The organism is Geodermatophilus sp. SYSU D00700 (assembly GCF_054050255.1).
The window spans coordinates 206,159-224,562 of record NZ_JBJGZA010000001.1 but is presented as its reverse complement, the minus strand read 5'-3'; the positions used below and the strand labels follow the sequence as shown (position 1 = coordinate 224,562).

The following is an 18,404-nucleotide window of genomic DNA, read 5'->3' as shown; positions in this document are numbered from 1 at the left end:
CGCGCCCGGGAGTCGGTCCCGGCACGATCACCGCATGGACGTCGTGGTCGGACTGGACAGCGGGACGACGGCCACCAAGGCGGTGACCGCGGGCACCGACGGACGGGTCCGCGACCTGGTCAGCGTCGGCTACCCGCTGTCGGTGCCCGCGCCCGGCCGCGCCGAGCTCGACGCGCGGCGCCTCGCCGACGCCGCCGTCCGGGCGCTGGCCGCCGTGAGCGCCGCCGCCCGGGACCGCGGTGACCGGGTCGTCGGGATCTGCCTGTCGGCGGCGATGCACGGCCTGGTCCCCATGGACGACGACGGCCGGCCGCTCGGCCCGGTGGTCACCTGGGCCGACGCCCGCGCCGCCGGGTTCGCCGACGCGCTGCGCGCCGACGGCCGGGCGCCGGGGCTGCACGAGCGCACCGGCACGCCGGTGCACGCGATGTCCCCGCTGCTCAAGCTGGCCTGGCTGCGCGCCGACGACGCCGACCGGCTGGCCGCGGTGCCGCGCTGGGGCGGGGTGAAGGAGCTCGTCGTCGCGGCGCTGCACGGCGGGCCACAGGTGCTCGACCGCGCGTGCGCCTCGGCGACCGGCCTCTACGGCATCCGCACCGGCTCCTGGGACCCCGAGGCGCTGCAGGTCGCCGGCGTGCGCGCCGACCAGCTGGGGGAGGTGCTGCCGACGACGGCGGTGTTGCCGGGCCTGCGCCCGGAGGTGGCCGCGGCGACCGGGCTGCCCGGGGACACCCCGGTGGTCATCGGCGCCTCCGACGGCGTGCTGGCCAACCTCGGCATCGGCGCGGTCCGCCCGTCGGTGGCGGCGGTGTCGCTGGGCACCAGCGGCGCCATGCGGGTCGTCGTGCCCGAGCCCACGGCCGACCCCGCCCACCGGCTGTTCTGCTACGCGCTCACCGACGACCACTGGGTGGTCGGCGGGGCGGTGAACAACGGCGGGTCGGTGGTGCGCTGGGCGGCGCAGGCGCTGGCCGCGGGGGAGGGGCCGGCGCCGGAGGGCGAGGACGCCGACGCCCTCGACGCCCGGCTGCTGGCCGAGGCCGAGGAGGTGCCGGCGGGCAGCGCGGGCCTGCTGTGCCTGCCCTACCTGCTCGGCGAGCGGGCGCCGTGGTGGCGCTCCGGGCTGCGCGGCGCCTACGTCGGCCTGCGCCGTGAGCACCGCCGGGCGCACCTCGTCCGGGCCGCGGTCGAGGGGGTGTGCCAGCAGCTCGCACTGGTGCGGGACGCGTTCTCGGCCACCGGCCTGCCGGTCACCGAGGTGCGCGCCACCGGCGGCGCGGTGGCCTCGTCGCTGTGGGTGCGGACGCTGGCCGCCGCGCTCGACCTGCCGGTCCGGGTGGCCGACTCGCCCGAGGGCACCGGCCTGGGCGCGTCCCTGCTGGGCCTGCACGCGGTCGGCGCGCTGCCCGACCTCGACGAGGCGACCGCGCTCATCGGCGTCTCCGACCCCGTGCAGCCCGACCCGGCCGCGGCGGACCTCTACCGCCGGACGCGTCCGCTGGTCGAGCGGTCCACCCGCGCGCTGGCCGAGGTCCTGACCACGCTCGACACCCTCGACGACACCCCGACGGTGCACCCCGTCTGAACCCAGGAGGGAACTGCCATGCCCGAGGTCGAACCGGTACTGGGCGTCGGCCCGCTGCTGCTCATCGCCGCCGCCGCGGTGGCCGTCCTGCTGTTCCTCATCATGAAGCTCAAACTGCACGCCTTCCTGGCGCTGATCCTCGTCAGCCTGCTGACGGCGCTGGCCACCCGGATCCCGCTCGAGGACGTCGTCACCACCCTGACCGAGGGGTTCGGCGGCACGCTGGCCAACGTCGCCCTGCTGGTCGGCCTGGGCGCGATGCTCGGCCGGCTGCTCGAGCACAGCGGCGGCGCGCAGGTGCTCGCCGACAGCCTCATCGGCCGGTTCGGCGAGAAGCGCGCACCGCTGGCCCTGGGCGTGGCCGCGCTGCTGTTCGGCTTCCCGATCTTCTTCGACGCCGGGCTGGTCGTCTTCCTGCCGATCGTGTTCACCGTCGCCCGTCGCCTCGGGGGCTCGCTGCTCACCTACGGCCTGCCGGTCGCCGGCGCCTTCGCGGTCATGCACGCCTTCGTCCCGCCGCACCCCGGGCCGGTCGCGGCTGCCGAGCTCGTCGGCGCCGACATCGGCCTGACCCTGGTGTTCGGGCTGCTCATCGGCCTGCCCACCTGGTACCTCGGCGGCTACCTGTTCGGCCTGTGGGCCGGCCGGCGGTACGACATCGCGGTCCCGCCCGCCGAGGACGAGCCCGGCACGCCGGCCGCTCCCGAGCCGACGGTCGCCGGCACGGCGCCGGGGACGGCGGGCGCCTCCGGCGGGCGGCGCACGGAGACCGCGACCCGGTCGGCCCCGCCCGGGTTCGGCACGGTCGTGGGCATCCTGCTGCTGCCGCTGGTGCTGATCTTCCTCAACACCGGGCTGACCACGCTGGCCGCCGCGGGCGCGGTGGACGAGGCCTCGTTCTTCGTCCGGGCCGGCCAGCTGCTCGGTGCCACCCCGGTCGCGCTGCTCATCACCGTGCTGGTGGCGATCGTGGTCCTCGGCCGGCGGCGCGGGGAGAGCGGCGCCCAGGTCGAGTCGATCGTCAACAGCGCCCTGGGTCCGGTCTGCGCGATCATCCTCATCACCGGCGCCGGCGGCATGTTCGGCGGCGTGCTGCGGGCCAGCGGGATCGGCACGGCGCTGGCCGACGTCCTCGGTGACATCGGCCTACCGGTGATCGTGGCCGCGTTCGTCGTCTCCGTCCTGCTGCGGGTCGCGCAGGGGTCGGCGACGGTCGCCCTCACCACCACGGCCGGCCTCCTGGCCCCGGTGGTCGAGGCCTCCGACGGGCTGTCCTCGATCGACCTGGCCCTGATCGTCATCGCGATCGCGGCCGGCGCCACCGTGCTCTCCCACGTCAACGACTCGGGCTTCTGGCTGGTCAGCCGGTTCTTCCGGATGGACGAGAAGACGACGCTGAAGACGTGGACGGTGATGGAGACGCTGCTCGGGTCGATCGGGTTCGCGCTGGCGTTCCTGCTCAGCCTGTTCCTGTAGCCCCACTCGGGGTCCGTGGCGCCGCTCCTGGCGCGGACGGCGCCGTTCCGCGCCAGGATGGCGCCCTGACCGCGAGCGGAGGTGCGACATGAGGAGTGCGGCGCGGGCCGCGGTGGCCGGACTGGGCGCGGTGGCGGCGGTGGCCGCCCGGGACCTGCTGCAGCGGGAGCACACCGTGCTGCGCAACTTCCCGGTCATCGGGCACGCGCGCTACCTGCTGGAGGCGCTTGGCCCGGAGCTGCGGCAGTACCTGGTCGCCGGCAACAACGAGGAGCGGCCCTTCACGCGCGACCAGCGCCGGTGGGTGTACGCCTCGGCCAAGGGGGAGAACAACTACTTCGGCTTCGGCACCGACAACGACCTCGAGTACACCGCCGGCTACCCGGTCATCAACCACCGCACCTTCGGCCGCGCCGTGCCGCCGTCGCACCCCCACTCGGCGGCCGACGTCACGCTGCCCTCGGCCAAGGTGCTCGGCGGCCCGCGCGGACGGCGGCAGGCCTTCCGGCCGCCGTCGGTGGTCAACGTGTCGGCGATGAGCTTCGGGTCGCTGTCCGGGGCGGCGGTCGAGGCGCTCAACCGCGGCGCGGCGCTCGCGGGGTGCATGCACAACACGGGGGAGGGCGGCCTGTCGGTGCACCACCGCCACGGCGGCGAGCTGGTGTTCCAGATCGGCACCGCCTACTTCGGGTGCCGGGACGAGCGCGGCCGCTTCGACCTGCAACGGCTGCAGGACCTGGTGGCGGGGGCCCCGGTGCGGGCGCTGGAGGTCAAGCTCAGCCAGGGCGCCAAGCCCGGCCTCGGCGGGGTGCTGCCGGGGGCCAAGGTGTCGGCCGAGATCGCCGCGGCCCGCGGGGTGCCCGAGGGGGTCGACTGCGTCAGCCCGTCCCGGCACGCGGAGTTCACCGACACCGACAGCCTGCTCGACTGGGTGGAGCTGCTCGCCGCCGAGACCGGGCTGCCGGTGGGGATCAAGTCCGCCGTCGGCGACATGGCCTTCTGGGACGAGCTCACCGAGCTCATGGCCACCACCGGCCGCGGGGTGGACTTCGTGACCGTCGACGGCGGCGAGGGCGGCACCGGCGCCGCGCCGCTGATCTTCACCGACTCGGTGTCGCTGCCCTTCCAGCTCGGGTTCGCGCGGGTGTACTCGACCTTCGCCCGGCGCGGCCTCACCGACCAGGTGACCTTCGTCGGCGCGGGCAAGCTCGGCCTGCCCGACAACGCGGTCGTGGCCTTCGCCCTCGGCTGCGACATGGTGAACATCGCCCGCGAGGCGATGCTGGCCATCGGCTGCATCCAGGCGCAGAAGTGCCACACCGACACCTGCCCGACCGGGGTGGCCACCCAGAACGCCTGGCTCGCCCACGGGCTGGACCCGGCGCTGAAGTCGGTGCGGCTGGCCAACTACGTCGCCACCCTGCGGCGGGACCTGCTCAAGGTGGCCGAGGCGTGCGGCGTCGAGCACCCGGGACTGATCGACACCTCGTCGGTGGAGGTGCTCACCGGGCGGTCGGCGTCGACCCCGCTGGCCGAGGTCTACGGCTACGAGCCCGGCTGGGGCCTGCCCTCGGCGGCCGACCGCGCGGAGACCATCGCGCTCATGACCGCCGAGGCGCCCCAGGGCGGGACGGCGCCCCCCTCGGAGGACGCCGTCCGCTGACGGCCCTCCTGCAGGGGCCCGCCGCGAGCCTGCGAGCGGTGGGGGCAGGAGGGTCCTTCCGCTATGCCTCGCCGCGGAGGAGCTGTTCGAAGTCGGGGACGTCGGCGAAGGGGTCGACCGGGCGGGCCGTGGCCGGCCGGCCGGTGACGACGTCGGCCAGCTCACCCGCCGCACGCGTGATCCGCGCTGCCAGCTCGCCGCTGACGCCGTCGCCGCCGGCCCAGTCCTCGCTCGCCGCGAACACCGCCGTCGGCACGGTCACCGCCCGCAGGTAGGCGAACAGCGGCCGCATCGCGTGCTCGAGCACCAGCGAGTGCCGCGCGGTGCCGGCGGTGGCGCCCAGCAGCACCGGCTTCCCGGTCAGCGCGTCCGTGTCCAGCACGTCGGCGAAGGACTTGAACAGCCCGCTGTAGGAGGCGGTGAACACCGGGGTCACCGCGATCACCGCGTCGGCGCCGGTGACCGTGTCGATCGCCGCGCGCAGCGCCGAGTCGGGGAAGCCGGTGACGAAGGCGTCGGCCAGGTCGCGGGCGTGCTCGCGCAGCTCCACGACCTCGACGACGGCGTCCTCGCCCCGCTCGCGCAGCGCGTCGACGGTGGCGGCGGTCAGCCGGTCGGCCAGCAGCCGGGTCGACGACGGCGTCGACAGGCCGGCGCTGACGACGGCGAGGGTGCGGGTGGTCATGCGGAGACCTCCTCCTGGACCTGGCCGGTGACGTCGTCACCCGCGGCGTACACGGTGGAGTCCTGCGCGCCGCCGCGGGCGGCGACCAGCGACGCGTGGGTCGGCGCGTCGGGCACGTGCGCGGGCTTGAGCGCGGCGAACTCGCGGCGCAGCACCGGCACGACCTCCTCGCCGAGGATGTCGAGCTGCTCGAGGACGGTCTTCAGCGGCAGCCCGGCGTGGTCGACGAGGAACAGCTGCCGCTGGTAGTCGCCGACGTAGTCGCGGAAGCCGAGGGTCCGCTCGATGACCTGCTGCGGGGAGCCGACGGTCAGCGGCGTCTCGCGGGAGAAGTCCTCCAGGGAGGGGCCGTGGCCGTAGACCGGCGCGTTGTCGAAGTAGGGCCGGAACTCGTCCACGGCGTCCTGCGAGTTCTTGCGCATGAACACCTGACCGCCGAGGCCGACGATCGCCTGGTCGGCGGCACCGTGGCCGTGGTGCTCGAAGCGGCGGCGGTAGAACTCGACCATCCGCTGGGTGTGCTCCTTCGGCCAGAAGATGTGGTTGTGGAAGAAGCCGTCGCCGTAGTACGCGGCCTGCTCGGCGATCTGGGGGCTGCGGATCGAGCCGTGCCACACGAACGGCGGGACGCCGTCCAGCGGGCGGGGCGTCGAGGTGAAGCCCTGCAGCGGGGTGCGGAACCGCCCCTGCCAGTCGACGACGTCCTCGTCCCACAGCCGGCGCAGCAGCGCGTAGTTCTCCACCGCCAGCGGCAGCCCGTCGCGGATGTCCTGGCCGAACCAGGGGTAGACCGGGCCGGTGTTGCCGCGGCCCATCATCAGGTCGACGCGGCCGCCGGCCAGGTGCTGCAGCATCGCGTAGTCCTCGGCGATCTTCACCGGGTCGTTCGTGGTGATCAGGGTGGTCGCCGTCGACAGCTGCAGCCGCGAGGTCTGCGCCGCGACGTAGGCGAGGGTCGTCGTCGGCGACGAGGAGAAGAACGGCGGGTTGTGGTGCTCGCCGAGGGCGAAGACGTCCAGGCCGACCTCCTCGGCCTTCTTCGCGATCGTGACGATCGCCCGGATCCGCTCCGCCTCGCTCGGCGTGCGGCCCGTCGTCGGATCGGTCGTGATGTCGCTGACCGAGAAGACGCCGAACTGCATCTCGTGCTCCATGTGGTTGAGAGTGCAACTACTGCTACGGCCCGTCCAACGGCGGCGCCCCCGCGTCCATTCCCAGGGTCTCGTGACCGTGCTGAGATGCAATGACTGCGCTCGGTGACGGATCCGGCACGTCCCGGCGATCCCACTCCGGCGGGCCCCGCGCCCCCCTGTCGGCGCCCGGCCGGTGGGTATCCGGGGTGGGATCGTGATCACCCCGACGGCCGGCCGGGGAGTCCGGACCGGCACGGCGGACCGAGGGGGACCGGGATGTCGCAGCGGGCAGGGGGAGGCGCTCAGACCGGAGCGCCGGGGGACGGCACCGGGGGGCGGCCGCCGTCGGGCGGACTCGACGGCCTGCTGGGGACCGGGCCGGTGTTCACCGGGGCGGTCCGCGGCTACGACCGCGCGCAGGTCGACGACTACGTGAACTGGGCGGAGACCGAGGTCCTCGTCCTGCGCCGGGAGAACGACCACCTGCTCAGCCGCTACGCCGCCGCCTCGGCCGAGCTGCAGAACGCCCGGCGCCGGCTGGCCGCGCTCGTCCGCGAGCGGCAGTCGCTGCCGGGGCCGGACGAGGCGCTGGAACTGGTCCGCCGGGCCGAGGCCGAGGCGGCAGCCCGGACCGCCGCCGCCGAGGAGGAAGCGCGGCGCGTGGTCGAGGAGGCCCGCACCGAGGCCGAGGCGCGGCTGAGCGGGGTCGCCGAGATGCGCGAGGCGGTCATCGCCCTGCGCGAGCAGACCCGCAGCGAGGCCGCGGCGGTGCTCGAGGCGGCCCGCCGCGAGGCGGCGGAGCTGGGCCGGGGGGCGGCCGAGGAGCGCGCCCGGCTGGACCGCGCGGCGGCCGCGGTGCGCGAGCGCCTGGACCGGGAGGCGGCAGAGGTCCGCGCCCGCGCCGACGCCGAGGCGGCTGAGCGCCGGCGGGTCGCCGAGGCCGAGCTCGCGCCGCTGCGCGACGAGCGCGACCAGGCGCGCGAGTGGCTGCTCGGGCTGACCGGGCAGATCGACCGGGCGCTGGCGGTGATCACCGGCGTGCTGCCCGACGACGTCCCCGTCCTCGCCGAGCGTCGCGAGGCGGCCGAGACCGTCGGGGAAGCCGCGGCGGGCGCCGCGCGGGAGCCGGTCGCCGCTGCCGATGCGTCGCAGGTCACTGTGTTGCGCGACACGGACCGGCCCCAGGTCGCCGCGGCCTCCTGACCAGCAGCGACACCGGCGCGGGCAGCTGCCCGGGGGGCCGGCGGGTCACACCCGTCCCGCCGGTCCCTCCGGCCCCGTGTTGTCACGGACCGGTAACGGTGTCTACGGTGGCGGGCGTCCGGTCGGTCGTCTCTCCCCGTCCGGGGAGCCTGGCCGGACGCCGCCGAGTCGTGTCCGCACCCGTGGACGCGAGCCGGGGACCCACCGCAGTACTGGGGTGAATCGCACCCGTCGAGCTCTGCTCGCGGGGGTGTAGGGCTGCTTCCCGCCCGAACCCGTCAGCTAACTCGGTAGGCGGCTCACGGAAGAAACGGAGAGCCTCCGCATGCCCCGCCTCCGGGCCCCCGCGGCCCGCAGGTGCAGCCGCCCGCGCGCGCAGCGCGGTCCCGCGTCCTCCTGACGCCGGCTCGACCCTGCCCTGCCGCGCCCCGGCGCCGACCGCGGCCGCCGGAGACCTCCCGACCAGACACGCCGTAGACCCGCGCTGCGTGCGCGTGCCCATGCCCCGGGCCGCCGCGCGCCCTCTCCCTCGGAGCGCCCACCCGCATGTTCAGCCGTACCCGTCGCACCGCCGCCGACACCCCCGTCGCCGAGACCCCCGACACCCCTGACACCGACGCCCTCGAGACCGCCGTCCTCGAGGTGGACGACGAGACCCCCGCCCCCGGCCGCGCGCGCCGCGGTGGCCTGCTGGGCTCCCGCCGCCCGGCCCTGCTGCTCGGTACCGCCGCCGCCGGCGCGCTCCTGGTCGGGGTGCTCTCCGGCACCGGCCCCGCCGCCACCGGCGGTGCCGAGGCCGACACCGCCAGCGCCTCGGTGGGCGTGGCCGAGGCGCTCGGCCTCGCGGAGCAGGGCACCGACGGCGCCGTCGAGGACGGTGACCTCGCGCCGCTGGAGGAGCTCGCCGCCTCCCGCACCGAGCGCACCGCGATCGACGCCGCCGCCGTCCAGGCCCAGGCCGCGGCCGACCAGGCCGAGCGCGACCGCATCGCCGCCGAGGAGGCCGCCCGCATCGCCGCCGAGGAGGAGGCCGCGCGCGCCGCCGCCGAGGCGCAGGCCGCTGCCGAGGCCCAGGCTGCCGCCGAGGCCCAGGCTGCCGCCGAGGCCGAGGCCGCCGCCGCGGAGGCCGCTGCTGCCGCCGAGGCCGCCGAGGCCGCCGAGGCCGCCGAGGCCCAGGCCGCCGAGTCCGCCGCGGCTCCGGCGCCGAGCAGCTCCAGCTCCGAGAGCCGCGGGTCCTTCAAGGACTACGCGCTCAGCCTCGTCGGCGCCGAGCAGTTCTCCTGCCTCGAGAAGCTCTGGGGCAAGGAGAGCAACTGGAACCCCAACGCGCAGAACCCGACCAGCACCGCCTACGGGATCGCGCAGTTCCTCGACTCCACCTGGGCCAGCACCGGCATCGCCAAGACCTCCGACGGCTACCGCCAGATCGACGCCGGCCTGATCTACATCAACGAGCGCTACGGCTCGCCCTGCGAGGCCTGGGCGCACTCGCAGGCCACCGGCTGGTACTAGGAGGACCCCGCTGCCCCCGCGCCTCGCACGCTCGGCGCGGGACCCTGCAGCGGAGCCGTTCCAGCACGTCACCTCGGGAGGGCCGGTGACCAGGGTGGTGCCCGCGGGCTTCGTCCGCGCGCACACCCAGGTCCGCCGGCCCTCCCTCGTCCCCGAGGTCCGGCTGCACGTCGCCGACGACGTCGTCGCCCTGTGGGAGGCGATGGAGACCGCCGGCGGCGCCGGTGAGGAGCCGCCGTTCTGGGCCGCGGCCTGGCCCGGCGGGCAGGCCCTGGCCCGCGCCGTGCTCGACGGCGCCGTCCCGGTCGCCGGCCGTCGCGTCCTCGACCTCGGGTCGGGCAGCGGCCTGGTCGCCGTCGCGGCCGTCCTCGCCGGCGCCCGGCACGTGCTGGCCAGCGACGTCGACCCGTTCTCGCGGACCGCGGTCGGCGTCAACGCCGTCCTCAACGGCGTGCGCGGCATCAGCGTGATCGGCGACGTCCTGCACCGCGAGCCGCCCGACGTCGACGTCGTCCTGGCCGGGGACGTCTGCTACGACCGCGTGATGACCGGGCGGGTGCTGCCGTTCCTCGACCGGGCGCGGGCCCGCGGTGCCGAGGTGCTCGTCGGGGACCCCGGCCGCCCGTACCTGCCGCACGAGCGGCTCGAGCCGGTCACCGTGCTCGACGTCCCCGAGACCGAGGGCCCGGGCCTGCGCCGCACAACGGTGTGGCGACTGCCCTGAGCGCCCCGCGGTCGTGGGTAGGGTCGCCGCCGTGGCCGCACCGCTCCCCGTCGCCCCCGGCGGCGGCCGCGGCCGCCGGGCCCGCCGCCCCTCCGGCGACGACCGGGAGCGGGCCATCCTCACCACCGCCGAGGAGCTGCTCGGGCAGCGCCCGCTGGCCGACATCTCCGTCGACGACCTCGCGCGCGGGGCGGGCATCTCCCGGCCCACCTTCTACTTCTACTTCCCGTCCAAGGACGCCGTCGTCCTCGCGCTGCTCGACCGGGTGGTGGGGGAGGCCCGCGCGTCCCGCTCGGCGGCGCTGCGCCGGGCCGGCGACGACGTCCGCGCCGGCTGGCGGGGCGCGCTCGAGGCGGTCCGCGACACCTTCGCCGCGCACCACGCCCTCACCACTGCGGCAGCGTCGCTGTTCGCCACCAGCGCCGAGGCCCGCGCGCTGTGGTCGGAGGTCATGGAGCAGTTCGTCGCCGAGACCGCCGCGGCCATCGACGCCGAGCGGGCCCGCGGCGCCGCCCCACCCGGCCCGCCGGCCCGCGACCTCGCCGTGGCGCTCAACTGGATGAACGAGCGGGTCATCCACGTGACCGCCACCGGGCAGGCGCCGGCGCTGGACGAGGCCGACCTCGTCGACGTGCTGCTCACCGTGTGGCTGCGTGCCGTCTACGGCGGCGACGGGCCGGCGGCCGCACCCACCTGACCGACGCCCCGTCGACGTACTCGACACGGTGTCGAGTAGTGTCGCCCAGGTCACCCCGGCCCCGACAGGGAGAGTCATGACCGAGACCAGTCCCGCCCGCCACGTCGACGTGCTGATCGTCGGCGCGGGCCTGTCGGGCATCGGCGCGGCCTGCCACCTGCAGCGCGAGGTCCCCGGCAAGAGCTACGCCGTCCTCGAGGCCCGCGAGGCCATCGGCGGCACCTGGGACCTGTTCCGCTACCCGGGCGTGCGCTCGGACTCGGACATGTTCACCCTGGGCTACTCCTTCCGGCCGTGGACCGACCCGAAGGCCATCGCCGACGGGCCCTCGATCCGCCAGTACGTCCGCGACACCGCGCGCGAGTACGGCGTCGACGAGCACATCCGCTTCCGCACCCGGGTGCTCGCCGCGTCCTGGTCCACCGAGGACTCGCTGTGGACGGTCACCGCCGAGCGCACCGACACCGGCGGGACCGAGACGTGGACCTGCTCGTGGCTGTCGGTGTGCTCCGGCTACTACCGCTACGACCAGGGATACCGGCCGGAGTTCTCCGGCGAGGAGCGCTTCCTCGGCCGGGTCGTGCACCCGCAGCACTGGCCCGAGGACCTCGACTGGGCCGGCAAGCGCGTCGTCGTCATCGGCAGCGGCGCCACCGCCGTCACCCTGGTGCCGAGCCTGGCCGCCGAGGCCGCGCACGTGACGATGCTGCAGCGCACCCCCACCTACGTCGTGAGCCTGCCCGGCCGCGACGCGCTCGCCGAGAAGCTGCGCCGCCGGCTGCCCGACCGCGTCGTCTACCCGGTGGTGCGGTGGAAGAACGTGCTGGTGTCCATGGCCTCCTTCCAGCTCAGCCGGCGCCGGCCCGAGCTGATGAAGCGCATCCTCGCGAAGGCGGCGGCCAAGGAGCTGCCCGAGACCGTCGACGTGGGCACCCACTTCAACCCGCCGTACGACCCGTGGGACCAGCGGCTGTGCGTCGTCCCCGACGGCGACCTGTTCCGCGCGCTGCGCGCCGGCAAGGCGTCGATCGTCACCGACCGGATCGCCGGCTTCGACGAGACCGGCATCGACCTGGAGTCGGGGGAGCACCTCGACGCCGACGTCGTCGTCACCGCCACCGGCCTGAACCTGCTGCCCATCGGCGGGATGCAGCTGAGCGTGGACGGCGAGGACGTCGACCTGTCGCGCACCGTGTCCTACAAGGGCTTCATGGTCTCCGGTGTGCCGAACTTCGCCATGACCATCGGCTACACCAACGCCTCCTGGACGCTGAAGGCCGACCTGGTCGCCCGCTACGTCTGCCGGCTGCTGGCCCACCTCGACCGCAACGGCTACGCCGCGGCCACCCCGCTGGCCCCGGCCGAGGGCGGAACCGCGCCGATCATCGGCCTGTCGGCCGGCTACGTGCAGCGCAGCATCGCCGCCCTGCCCAAGCAGGGCGCCCGGGCGCCGTGGAAGCTGTACCAGAACTACGTCCGCGACGTGCTGCTCATGCGCCGCGGGCCGGTCGAGGACGAGGGGATCCGGTTCACCCGCCCGGTCCGCGAGCCCGCCACGGCGGGCGTCGGCGGGGTGGCGGCGTGATGCGGCCCTACGGCTTCACCGGCACGGCCGTCGTCACCGGCGCGGCCAGCGGCATCGGCGCCGCGCTCGCGCCGGCGCTGGCCGCCCGCGGCAACGACCTGGTCCTGCTCGACCGCGACGCCGAGCGGCTCGACGGCGTGGCCGCGTCGCTGCGGGCGGCCCACCCCGCCCGGTCGATCGACACCGTCGTCGCCGACCTCGCCGACGCCGGCCAGCTGCGCGCGGCCGCCGAGGCGATCGTGGCCGGCCACCCCGGGACGACGCTGCTGGTCAACAACGCCGGCGTGGCGCTGGGCGGGCGCTTCGACCAGGTGACCCTCGAGGAGTTCGACTGGGTCCTGGACGTCAACTTCCGCGCCGCCGTCCGGCTCACCCACGCCCTGCTGCCGACGCTCAAGGCGCACCCCGGCTCGCACCTGGTCAACGTGTCGAGCATCTTCGGCATCATGGCCCCGGCCGGGCAGGCGGCGTACTCGTCGAGCAAGTTCGCCATCCGCGGCTTCACCGAGGTCCTGCGGCACGAGCTGGCCGAGGACGGCGTCGGCGTGACCAGCGTGCACCCCGGCGGCATCGCCACCCGCATCGCCGAGACCGCCCGGGTCGGCAGCGGCGTGGACCCCGCGGAGGCCGAGCAGGGCAAGCGCGACTTCGCGAAGTTCCTGCGCTACCCGGCCGACCGGGCCGCCGCCCGCATCGTCACGGCGATCGAGCGACGCCGTCCCCGGTTGCTCATCGGCGCCAGCGCCGCCGTCCCCGACGTCCTGGTGCGATTGGCGCCCGGCTCCTACGGCCGGCTCCTCGCCGGGGCGACCCGGCTGGCGGAGAAGCGCCGCGCCTGAGGGCGCGGGCCGGTCGATGGCGGTCCACGTCGGCACGTCGGGCTGGAGCTACGACCACTGGGACGGCGTCCTCTACCCGCCGGGGACGCCGCCCCGCGACCGGCTGGCCCACTACGTCGCCCGCTTCGGCACCGTCGAGCTCAACGCCAGCTTCTACCGCTGGCCGCGGAACGCGACGTTCGCCTCGTGGCGGCGGCGGCTGCCCGAGGGCTTCCAGCTCTCGGTCAAGGCGCCGCGCGGGCTGACGCACGCCAAGCGGCTGTTCGCGCCCGAGGCGTGGGTCGAGCGGATGACCGCGGCCTGGCACGAGCTCGGCCCGCGCCGGGCGGTGCTGCTGGTGCAGCTGCACCCGGCCGCCGCCCGCGACGACGCCCGGCTCGACTTCTTCCTGTCGCGGCTGCCGGACTGGATGCGGGTCGCCGTCGAGTTCCGCCACCCCAGTTGGCACGACGACGGGGTGTTCGCCCTGCTCGAGCGGCACGGCGCCGCCTACTGCGTGATGAGCGGTGCGGGCCTGCCGTGCGTGCTGCGGGCGACCGCGCCGTTCGTCTACGTGCGGCTGCACGGCCCCGACCCCGCGCACCTCTACGCCGGCTCCTACCCCGACGCCGACCTGCGCTGGTGGGCCGACCGGATCGGGGAGTGGGCGGGGCAGGGCCGCGACGTCTACGTGTACTTCAACAACGACGGCCACGGTCACGCCGTGCGCAACGCGGAGACGCTGCGGGCGTTCGTCGGCTGAGCGGCCCCGGCCTCCGGACGCCAGACTGGTCCGGGCCCCGCCGAACCCGCGGCGGGCCGGGCCGGGGGAGGCGGAGGGTGAGCGAGTCCGAGGACAGGCCCCGCGACAGCGGGCTGGTGGCGCGCTCGGTCGAGGAGTTCGTCGCCCAGCTGCGCGGCTTCACCGACCGGGCCACCCGGCTGGCCGCCGGCGCCGTCCCGTCCGGGCTGTCGCTGCCGCGGCTGCCCTCGCCGCCCGGGGCGATGTCGGCCGCCCAGGTGCGGTCGATCGCCGCGTCGGTGAAGGCCCAGCGGCAGCTCGTCGAGGGCCTGATCGGGCAGCTGCAGGCCTTCGACGAGCAGCTCGCCGTCTTCGAGCGGATCCTCGACCCGCTGGTCGAGTGGAGCTCCACCTGGGCCCGGCTGGAGGAGTCCTTCGCCGACGTCGTCCGCCGCTCGCCGGGAGACCGGGAGCCACCTGCCTGACCCCGGTCACTGCATGATCATGCGTGGTCGTGCATAATCTTCGACGTGTCCAAGGTGCTCACGTCCCTGCCCGTCGGTGAACGCGTCGGGATCGCCTTCTCCGGCGGTCTCGACACCTCCGTGGCGGTGGCCTGGATGCGCGACAAGGGCGCCGTGCCCTGCACCTACACCGCCGACATCGGCCAGTACGACGAGCCCGACATCGGCTCGGTGCCCGACCGGGCCGCCGCCTACGGCGCCGAGATCGCCCGGCTGGTCGACTGCCGGGCGGCGCTGGTCGAGGAGGGGCTGGCGGCGCTGACCTGCGGGGCCTTCCACATCCGCTCCGGCGGGCGCAGCTACTTCAACACCACGCCGCTGGGCCGCGCGGTCACCGGCACGCTGCTGGTCCGGGCCATGCTCGAGGACGGCGTCGGGATCTGGGGCGACGGCTCCACCTTCAAGGGCAACGACATCGAGCGCTTCTACCGCTACGGCCTGCTGGCCAACCCGGCGCTGCGCATCTACAAGCCGTGGCTGGACGCCGCGTTCGTCGAGGAGCTCGGCGGGCGGCGGGAGATGTCGGAGTGGCTGACCGCGCACGGGCTGCCCTACCGGGACAGCGCCGAGAAGGCCTACTCCACCGACGCCAACATCTGGGGCGCCACCCACGAGGCCAAGCGCCTGGAGCACCTCGACGCCAGCATCGAGATCGTCGAGCCGATCATGGGCGTGCGGTTCTGGGACCCGGCGGTGGAGATCCCCACCGAGGACGTGACCGTCGGCTTCGCCCAGGGCCGGCCGGTGACGATCAACGGCAAGGAGTTCGACTCCGCCGTCGACCTGGTGCTCGAGGCCAACGCCATCGGCGGCCGGCACGGGCTGGGCATGTCCGACCAGATCGAGAACCGGGTGATCGAGGCCAAGAGCCGCGGCATCTACGAGGCGCCGGGCATGGCGCTGCTGCACGCGGCCTACGAGCGGCTGGTCAACGCCGTGCACAATGAGGACACCCTCGCCGCCTACCACACCGAGGGCCGCAAGCTCGGCCGGCTGATGTACGAGGGCCGGTGGCTCGACCCCCAGGCGCTCATGCTGCGGGAGTCGCTGCAGCGGTGGGTGGGCATGGCGGTCACCGGTGAGGTGACCCTGCGGCTGCGGCGGGGCGAGGACTGGTCGGTGCTGGAGACCGCCGGGCCGGCGTTCAGCTACCACCCCGACCGGCTGTCGATGGAGCGCACCGAGGACCCGGCGTTCGGGCCCACCGACCGGATCGGCCAGCTGACCATGCGCAACCTCGACATCGCCGACTCGCGGGCCAAGCTCGAGCAGTACGCGGCGCTGGGCATGGTGGGCACCGGCCCCGAGCGGGTCGCGATCGGCGCCGCCCAGGCCGCCGCCACGGGTCTCATCGGCACGATGACCCGGGGCGGGGCCGAGGTCATCGCCGCACGCGGCGGCCCCGCCGGGGAGGACGAGCTGCTCGACCGCGCCGCCATGGAAGCGGGCAACGACTGAGCTTCCTGCGGAGCCCGTGCGCCACCCACGTCCCTGGGGGCGGCTTCACAGACAGGGGCAACCGGCGCTCGAACCCCTCCGGTGAAGCGGTGTTCACCGGCGAACTCTGACTCGGATCGAGCTCAGCCTGTACGGAGGCTCCAACCCCTCCGACAATGAGCCTCTCGGCGACTCGGCCGACGGAGATCGGACGGTCACGGCCTGGCCTCGTCCGACCTGACCGGGCTCGCCGCGAGGGATCGCCCGAGGAGGCTCCGATGCCCGTGCTAGCGATCTTCAGGGCCGAAGGTGACCCCGATGACCTGGTGGCCCGATATGACGCGACTCTCGCGGCCGCCACCGCCACTTCCGAGGTGCGCCCGGAAGTGCACGTCTGCGCACGCACCGACTCCGGCATCATGATCGTGGATGTGTGGGCGTCTCGAGAAGACGTGTTCCGATGCGTGATCGAGAACGAGGACTTCCAGGCGACATGGGACGCCGCGGGGTGGCCGAACGAGGCCCGGGAGGTCTACGAGATCCACAACCAGGGGTGGCCGGCCCGCTGACCCGCAGGCCGCCGGTGTCCGCTGGCAAGGCCCACGTGTCCCGTTGCCGAGCCGCGAGTTCGGTGTGCAGATCGGCAGCCTGAGACCGTCTCTGGGTGGGCCGTTACGGGACACCGGCGGAAGCCTCAGCATCGACGGGTCTGACCGGCAGGTGGGTCGTCACACGGGTTGGTGAACGGAGAGGTGCCGCCATGGCGCCGTACGTAGGTTCACGCCCATGAGCCAGAGGTCGGACGGCTCCCGTCGTAAGAAGCCGTGGTGGCTCTTTCCAGGGTCGCGTCGAGCGGCATGCGGCCTTGCAGGGCTCTGGCTGGCCATCTCCTCCTTCGCCTTGGCTCAACTGATCCTGACCGACAGCGTCGGAGTCCGGTGGGCCTCGGCGGCGCAACTCACCGCTGCCTTGGTGTTGGCAGGCTGCTACTTCCGGTCGGCTGGGCACAACGGCCCCAGAGAGGTCCGCCCGTCGACCAGTCGCTGGGGAGCAGGGCGACCCGATGAACGGTGGCGCTGACGAACAGCCTCGCCATTGGTCCTGAGTGGGCCGCTGAGGGACAGTGGACGTCCAGAAGGCGCGGCTGTTCGCGGCCTACTTCTTGCGCCGCTGCCGCCAGCCGAGCCAGCCAATCAGGACGAGCGCGACAACCGTCACGATGGTGGACCACAACTGTGGCTCCCCGGTGGTCCCTGCCATGATCACTTCGGCACTCTATGGCTTCGACCTTGTCCCCCGACTCCGTGTCCCGTCGCGTTGGGTGTCCCACGGTGGGCCGCTCAGGAACACAGGGCTGGGTGCGCGTGGACGCTTGACGTGACTCACATCCTCTGGTCGCCGTCCGCTGAAGCGTGTCGGCCCTGCCAGGGGATCAGGTGACGCGAACAGGAGCGCCTCGGGCTCGGCGTCTGTCACTCTCCAGCCCGTGACACCGACAGTCCCACCATCTTCACCCACAGGGCGGGCAGGGGCTGCCGCGCCGTGGCCGGTAGGTCAGGCGCGACCAGGACTGGCCACTGCGGCGGCTGGCCTCGGGCTGGTGGCGGCCACAGTCACGACCCTCGTGGGTGGCGGCAGTCCCCTGATCAGCGACTCGTTGCTCGGCGGCTGGGTGGCGGTAGCCATGGTCCCGACTGTGGCCACATTGATCCTGGCGCATGGGCGCCTGCTCGCGCGTCAGGGCTGGGCCCTGATGGTCATCGGAGCCATTGGTGCTGTGGTCGTCTTGATGGTCGGCACCATGCTGGACGAGGAGTTGCGTGCCGATGGTGCGGGGGGAGTCGCCATCTGGCTGGCGCTCGCCGGGTCACCAGCAGTTGCGGCCGGCTCGCTGGCGGCGTCGCGGCGAGTGCGGCATTGGATCGCGAGCGCCCGCTAGCTCGATTGCGAGACACGGAGTGGGCCGCTCGAGGACACTGGTTGGCTCGCCGCGAAGGGTTCAGGGACACCTCGTTGCGGAGCAGTCCGGGACGGAGGTGCCGACCCGTCGCCCGAGCGAGCGCCGGCCGTCAGCCCTCGGCGAGCGTCGAGGCTCGTGCCAACGGGATCGGAAGCTGAGTAGCCGCCGGGGGTGGGCCGTCTTGGCCGCTGGATGATCGTGGGTGATCAGCGTCCGCGTCCGCGTCGGCGGCGGGCGCGGAGCCAGAGGGCCCGCAGGCTGGATCCGAGGCCAGCGGCGAGCGCGGTGCCGGCTGCCAATCCGCACGCGAGCATGACGGAGCCGACCGCGAACAGGCCGCTGTCGTCCTGCGATGCGGCATCCACGGTCCAGAGCAGCCAGAAGCCGAGCGAGACGCCCGCCGCTGCATGCAGGGAGGAAGTTCGGGCGGCCAGGACCGCCGTGACGATCCCCACGGTCAGCGCGCATCCGAGCACCTGCAGCGTCACGTACGGCGTCTGAACCGACTCTGTGACGACGTCATAGGACGCTGACCGATCCCAGCCCAGCCATGCGATCCAGCACAGTGCTCCGAGAACCGCTCCCAGGCCCACAACCGCACCGGGACGTGGGCGGCTCGGATCGCTCATGCGTTGATCATGTACGGCGCATTCAGCCAAA

Annotated in this window: 17 protein-coding genes and 1 riboswitch; of the genes, 14 read left to right on the top strand and 3 right to left on the bottom strand. The window is 74.4% G+C overall.

Annotation, left to right across the window (positions count from 1 at the left end):
- The first annotated feature begins 34 nt into the window (after positions 1-34).
- The 3 genes from ACI79V_RS01070 (at position 35) to ACI79V_RS01060 (ending at position 4,724) form a co-directional block, all read left to right on the top strand.
- Entirely contained in the window at positions 35-1,585 is a 1,551-nt protein-coding gene (locus tag ACI79V_RS01070) for a gluconokinase (protein WP_456886030.1), read from the top strand.
- A gap of 18 nt (positions 1,586-1,603) precedes the next feature.
- Positions 1,604-3,061 carry a GntP family permease gene (locus ACI79V_RS01065; protein WP_456886028.1) on the top strand — a complete coding sequence of 486 codons (1,458 nt, stop codon included), beginning with the start codon at positions 1,604-1,606 and terminating at the stop codon, positions 3,059-3,061.
- 88 nt (positions 3,062-3,149) lie between these two features.
- Complete coding sequence (locus tag ACI79V_RS01060) at positions 3,150-4,724, top strand: FMN-binding glutamate synthase family protein (protein ID WP_456886026.1); 1,575 nt, start codon at positions 3,150-3,152, stop codon at positions 4,722-4,724.
- A gap of 61 nt (positions 4,725-4,785) precedes the next feature.
- Here ACI79V_RS01060 and ACI79V_RS01055 read toward each other — a convergent pair whose 3' ends face one another.
- A complete protein-coding gene (locus ACI79V_RS01055) occupies positions 4,786-5,409 on the bottom strand; it encodes an FMN reductase (RefSeq protein WP_456886024.1) in 624 nt (207 codons plus the stop codon).
- Positions 5,406-6,563 carry an LLM class flavin-dependent oxidoreductase gene (locus tag ACI79V_RS01050; RefSeq protein WP_456886022.1) on the bottom strand — a complete coding sequence of 386 codons (1,158 nt, stop codon included), beginning with the start codon at positions 6,561-6,563 and terminating at the stop codon, positions 5,406-5,408. Before ACI79V_RS01050 ends, ACI79V_RS01055 begins: the two co-directional genes overlap by 4 nt.
- A 360-nt stretch (positions 6,564-6,923) precedes the next feature.
- Here ACI79V_RS01050 and ACI79V_RS01045 point away from each other — a divergent pair, with 360 nt between their 5' ends.
- From ACI79V_RS01045 to ACI79V_RS00995, 11 genes are all read left to right on the top strand, one after another.
- Positions 6,924-7,745: a hypothetical protein gene (locus ACI79V_RS01045; protein WP_456886020.1), complete on the top strand. Its 822-nt coding sequence runs from the start codon at positions 6,924-6,926 to the stop codon at positions 7,743-7,745.
- Between the two features lie 151 nt (positions 7,746-7,896).
- Positions 7,897-8,057: riboswitch (cyclic di-AMP (ydaO/yuaA leader) on the top strand.
- A 234-nt stretch (positions 8,058-8,291) separates the two neighbouring features.
- A complete protein-coding gene (locus ACI79V_RS01040) occupies positions 8,292-9,257 on the top strand; it encodes an aggregation-promoting factor C-terminal-like domain-containing protein (protein ID WP_456886018.1) in 966 nt (321 codons plus the stop codon).
- Positions 9,258-9,342: 85 nt separating this feature from the next.
- Entirely contained in the window at positions 9,343-9,981 is a 639-nt protein-coding gene (locus ACI79V_RS01035; protein ID WP_456886016.1) for a class I SAM-dependent methyltransferase, read from the top strand.
- Positions 9,982-10,012: 31 nt separating this feature from the next.
- Positions 10,013-10,678, top strand: coding sequence for a TetR/AcrR family transcriptional regulator (locus ACI79V_RS01030; RefSeq protein ID WP_456886014.1), 666 nt, complete (start codon positions 10,013-10,015; stop codon positions 10,676-10,678).
- A gap of 76 nt (positions 10,679-10,754) precedes the next feature.
- Positions 10,755-12,263, top strand: coding sequence for a flavin-containing monooxygenase (locus tag ACI79V_RS01025; RefSeq protein WP_456886012.1), 1,509 nt, complete (start codon positions 10,755-10,757; stop codon positions 12,261-12,263).
- Complete coding sequence (locus ACI79V_RS01020; RefSeq protein ID WP_456886252.1) at positions 12,263-13,102, top strand: SDR family NAD(P)-dependent oxidoreductase; 840 nt, start codon at positions 12,263-12,265, stop codon at positions 13,100-13,102. The genes ACI79V_RS01025 and ACI79V_RS01020 overlap by 1 nt, the downstream gene beginning before the upstream one ends.
- A gap of 16 nt (positions 13,103-13,118) precedes the next feature.
- The gene (locus ACI79V_RS01015) at positions 13,119-13,844 is read left to right on the top strand and encodes a DUF72 domain-containing protein (protein ID WP_456886010.1); all 726 of its coding nucleotides are present in this window, start codon (positions 13,119-13,121) and stop codon (positions 13,842-13,844) included.
- Between the two features lie 77 nt (positions 13,845-13,921).
- Complete coding sequence (locus ACI79V_RS01010) at positions 13,922-14,308, top strand: hypothetical protein (protein ID WP_456886008.1); 387 nt, start codon at positions 13,922-13,924, stop codon at positions 14,306-14,308.
- Between the two features lie 45 nt (positions 14,309-14,353).
- The gene (gene argG, locus ACI79V_RS01005) at positions 14,354-15,805 is read left to right on the top strand and encodes an argininosuccinate synthase (RefSeq protein ID WP_456886006.1); all 1,452 of its coding nucleotides are present in this window, start codon (positions 14,354-14,356) and stop codon (positions 15,803-15,805) included.
- A gap of 263 nt (positions 15,806-16,068) precedes the next feature.
- Positions 16,069-16,353: a hypothetical protein gene (locus ACI79V_RS01000; protein WP_456886004.1), complete on the top strand. Its 285-nt coding sequence runs from the start codon at positions 16,069-16,071 to the stop codon at positions 16,351-16,353.
- A 1,031-nt stretch (positions 16,354-17,384) separates the two neighbouring features.
- Positions 17,385-17,723 (top strand): hypothetical protein, encoded by a 339-nt coding sequence (locus tag ACI79V_RS00995; protein WP_456886003.1) that lies wholly within the window; start codon positions 17,385-17,387, stop codon positions 17,721-17,723.
- Positions 17,724-17,950: 227 nt separating this feature from the next.
- Here ACI79V_RS00995 and ACI79V_RS00990 read toward each other — a convergent pair whose 3' ends face one another.
- On the bottom strand, positions 17,951-18,373 hold the full coding sequence (locus ACI79V_RS00990) for a hypothetical protein (RefSeq protein ID WP_456886001.1): 423 nt from the start codon (positions 18,371-18,373) through the stop codon (positions 17,951-17,953).
- Positions 18,374-18,404 lie beyond the last annotated feature (31 nt).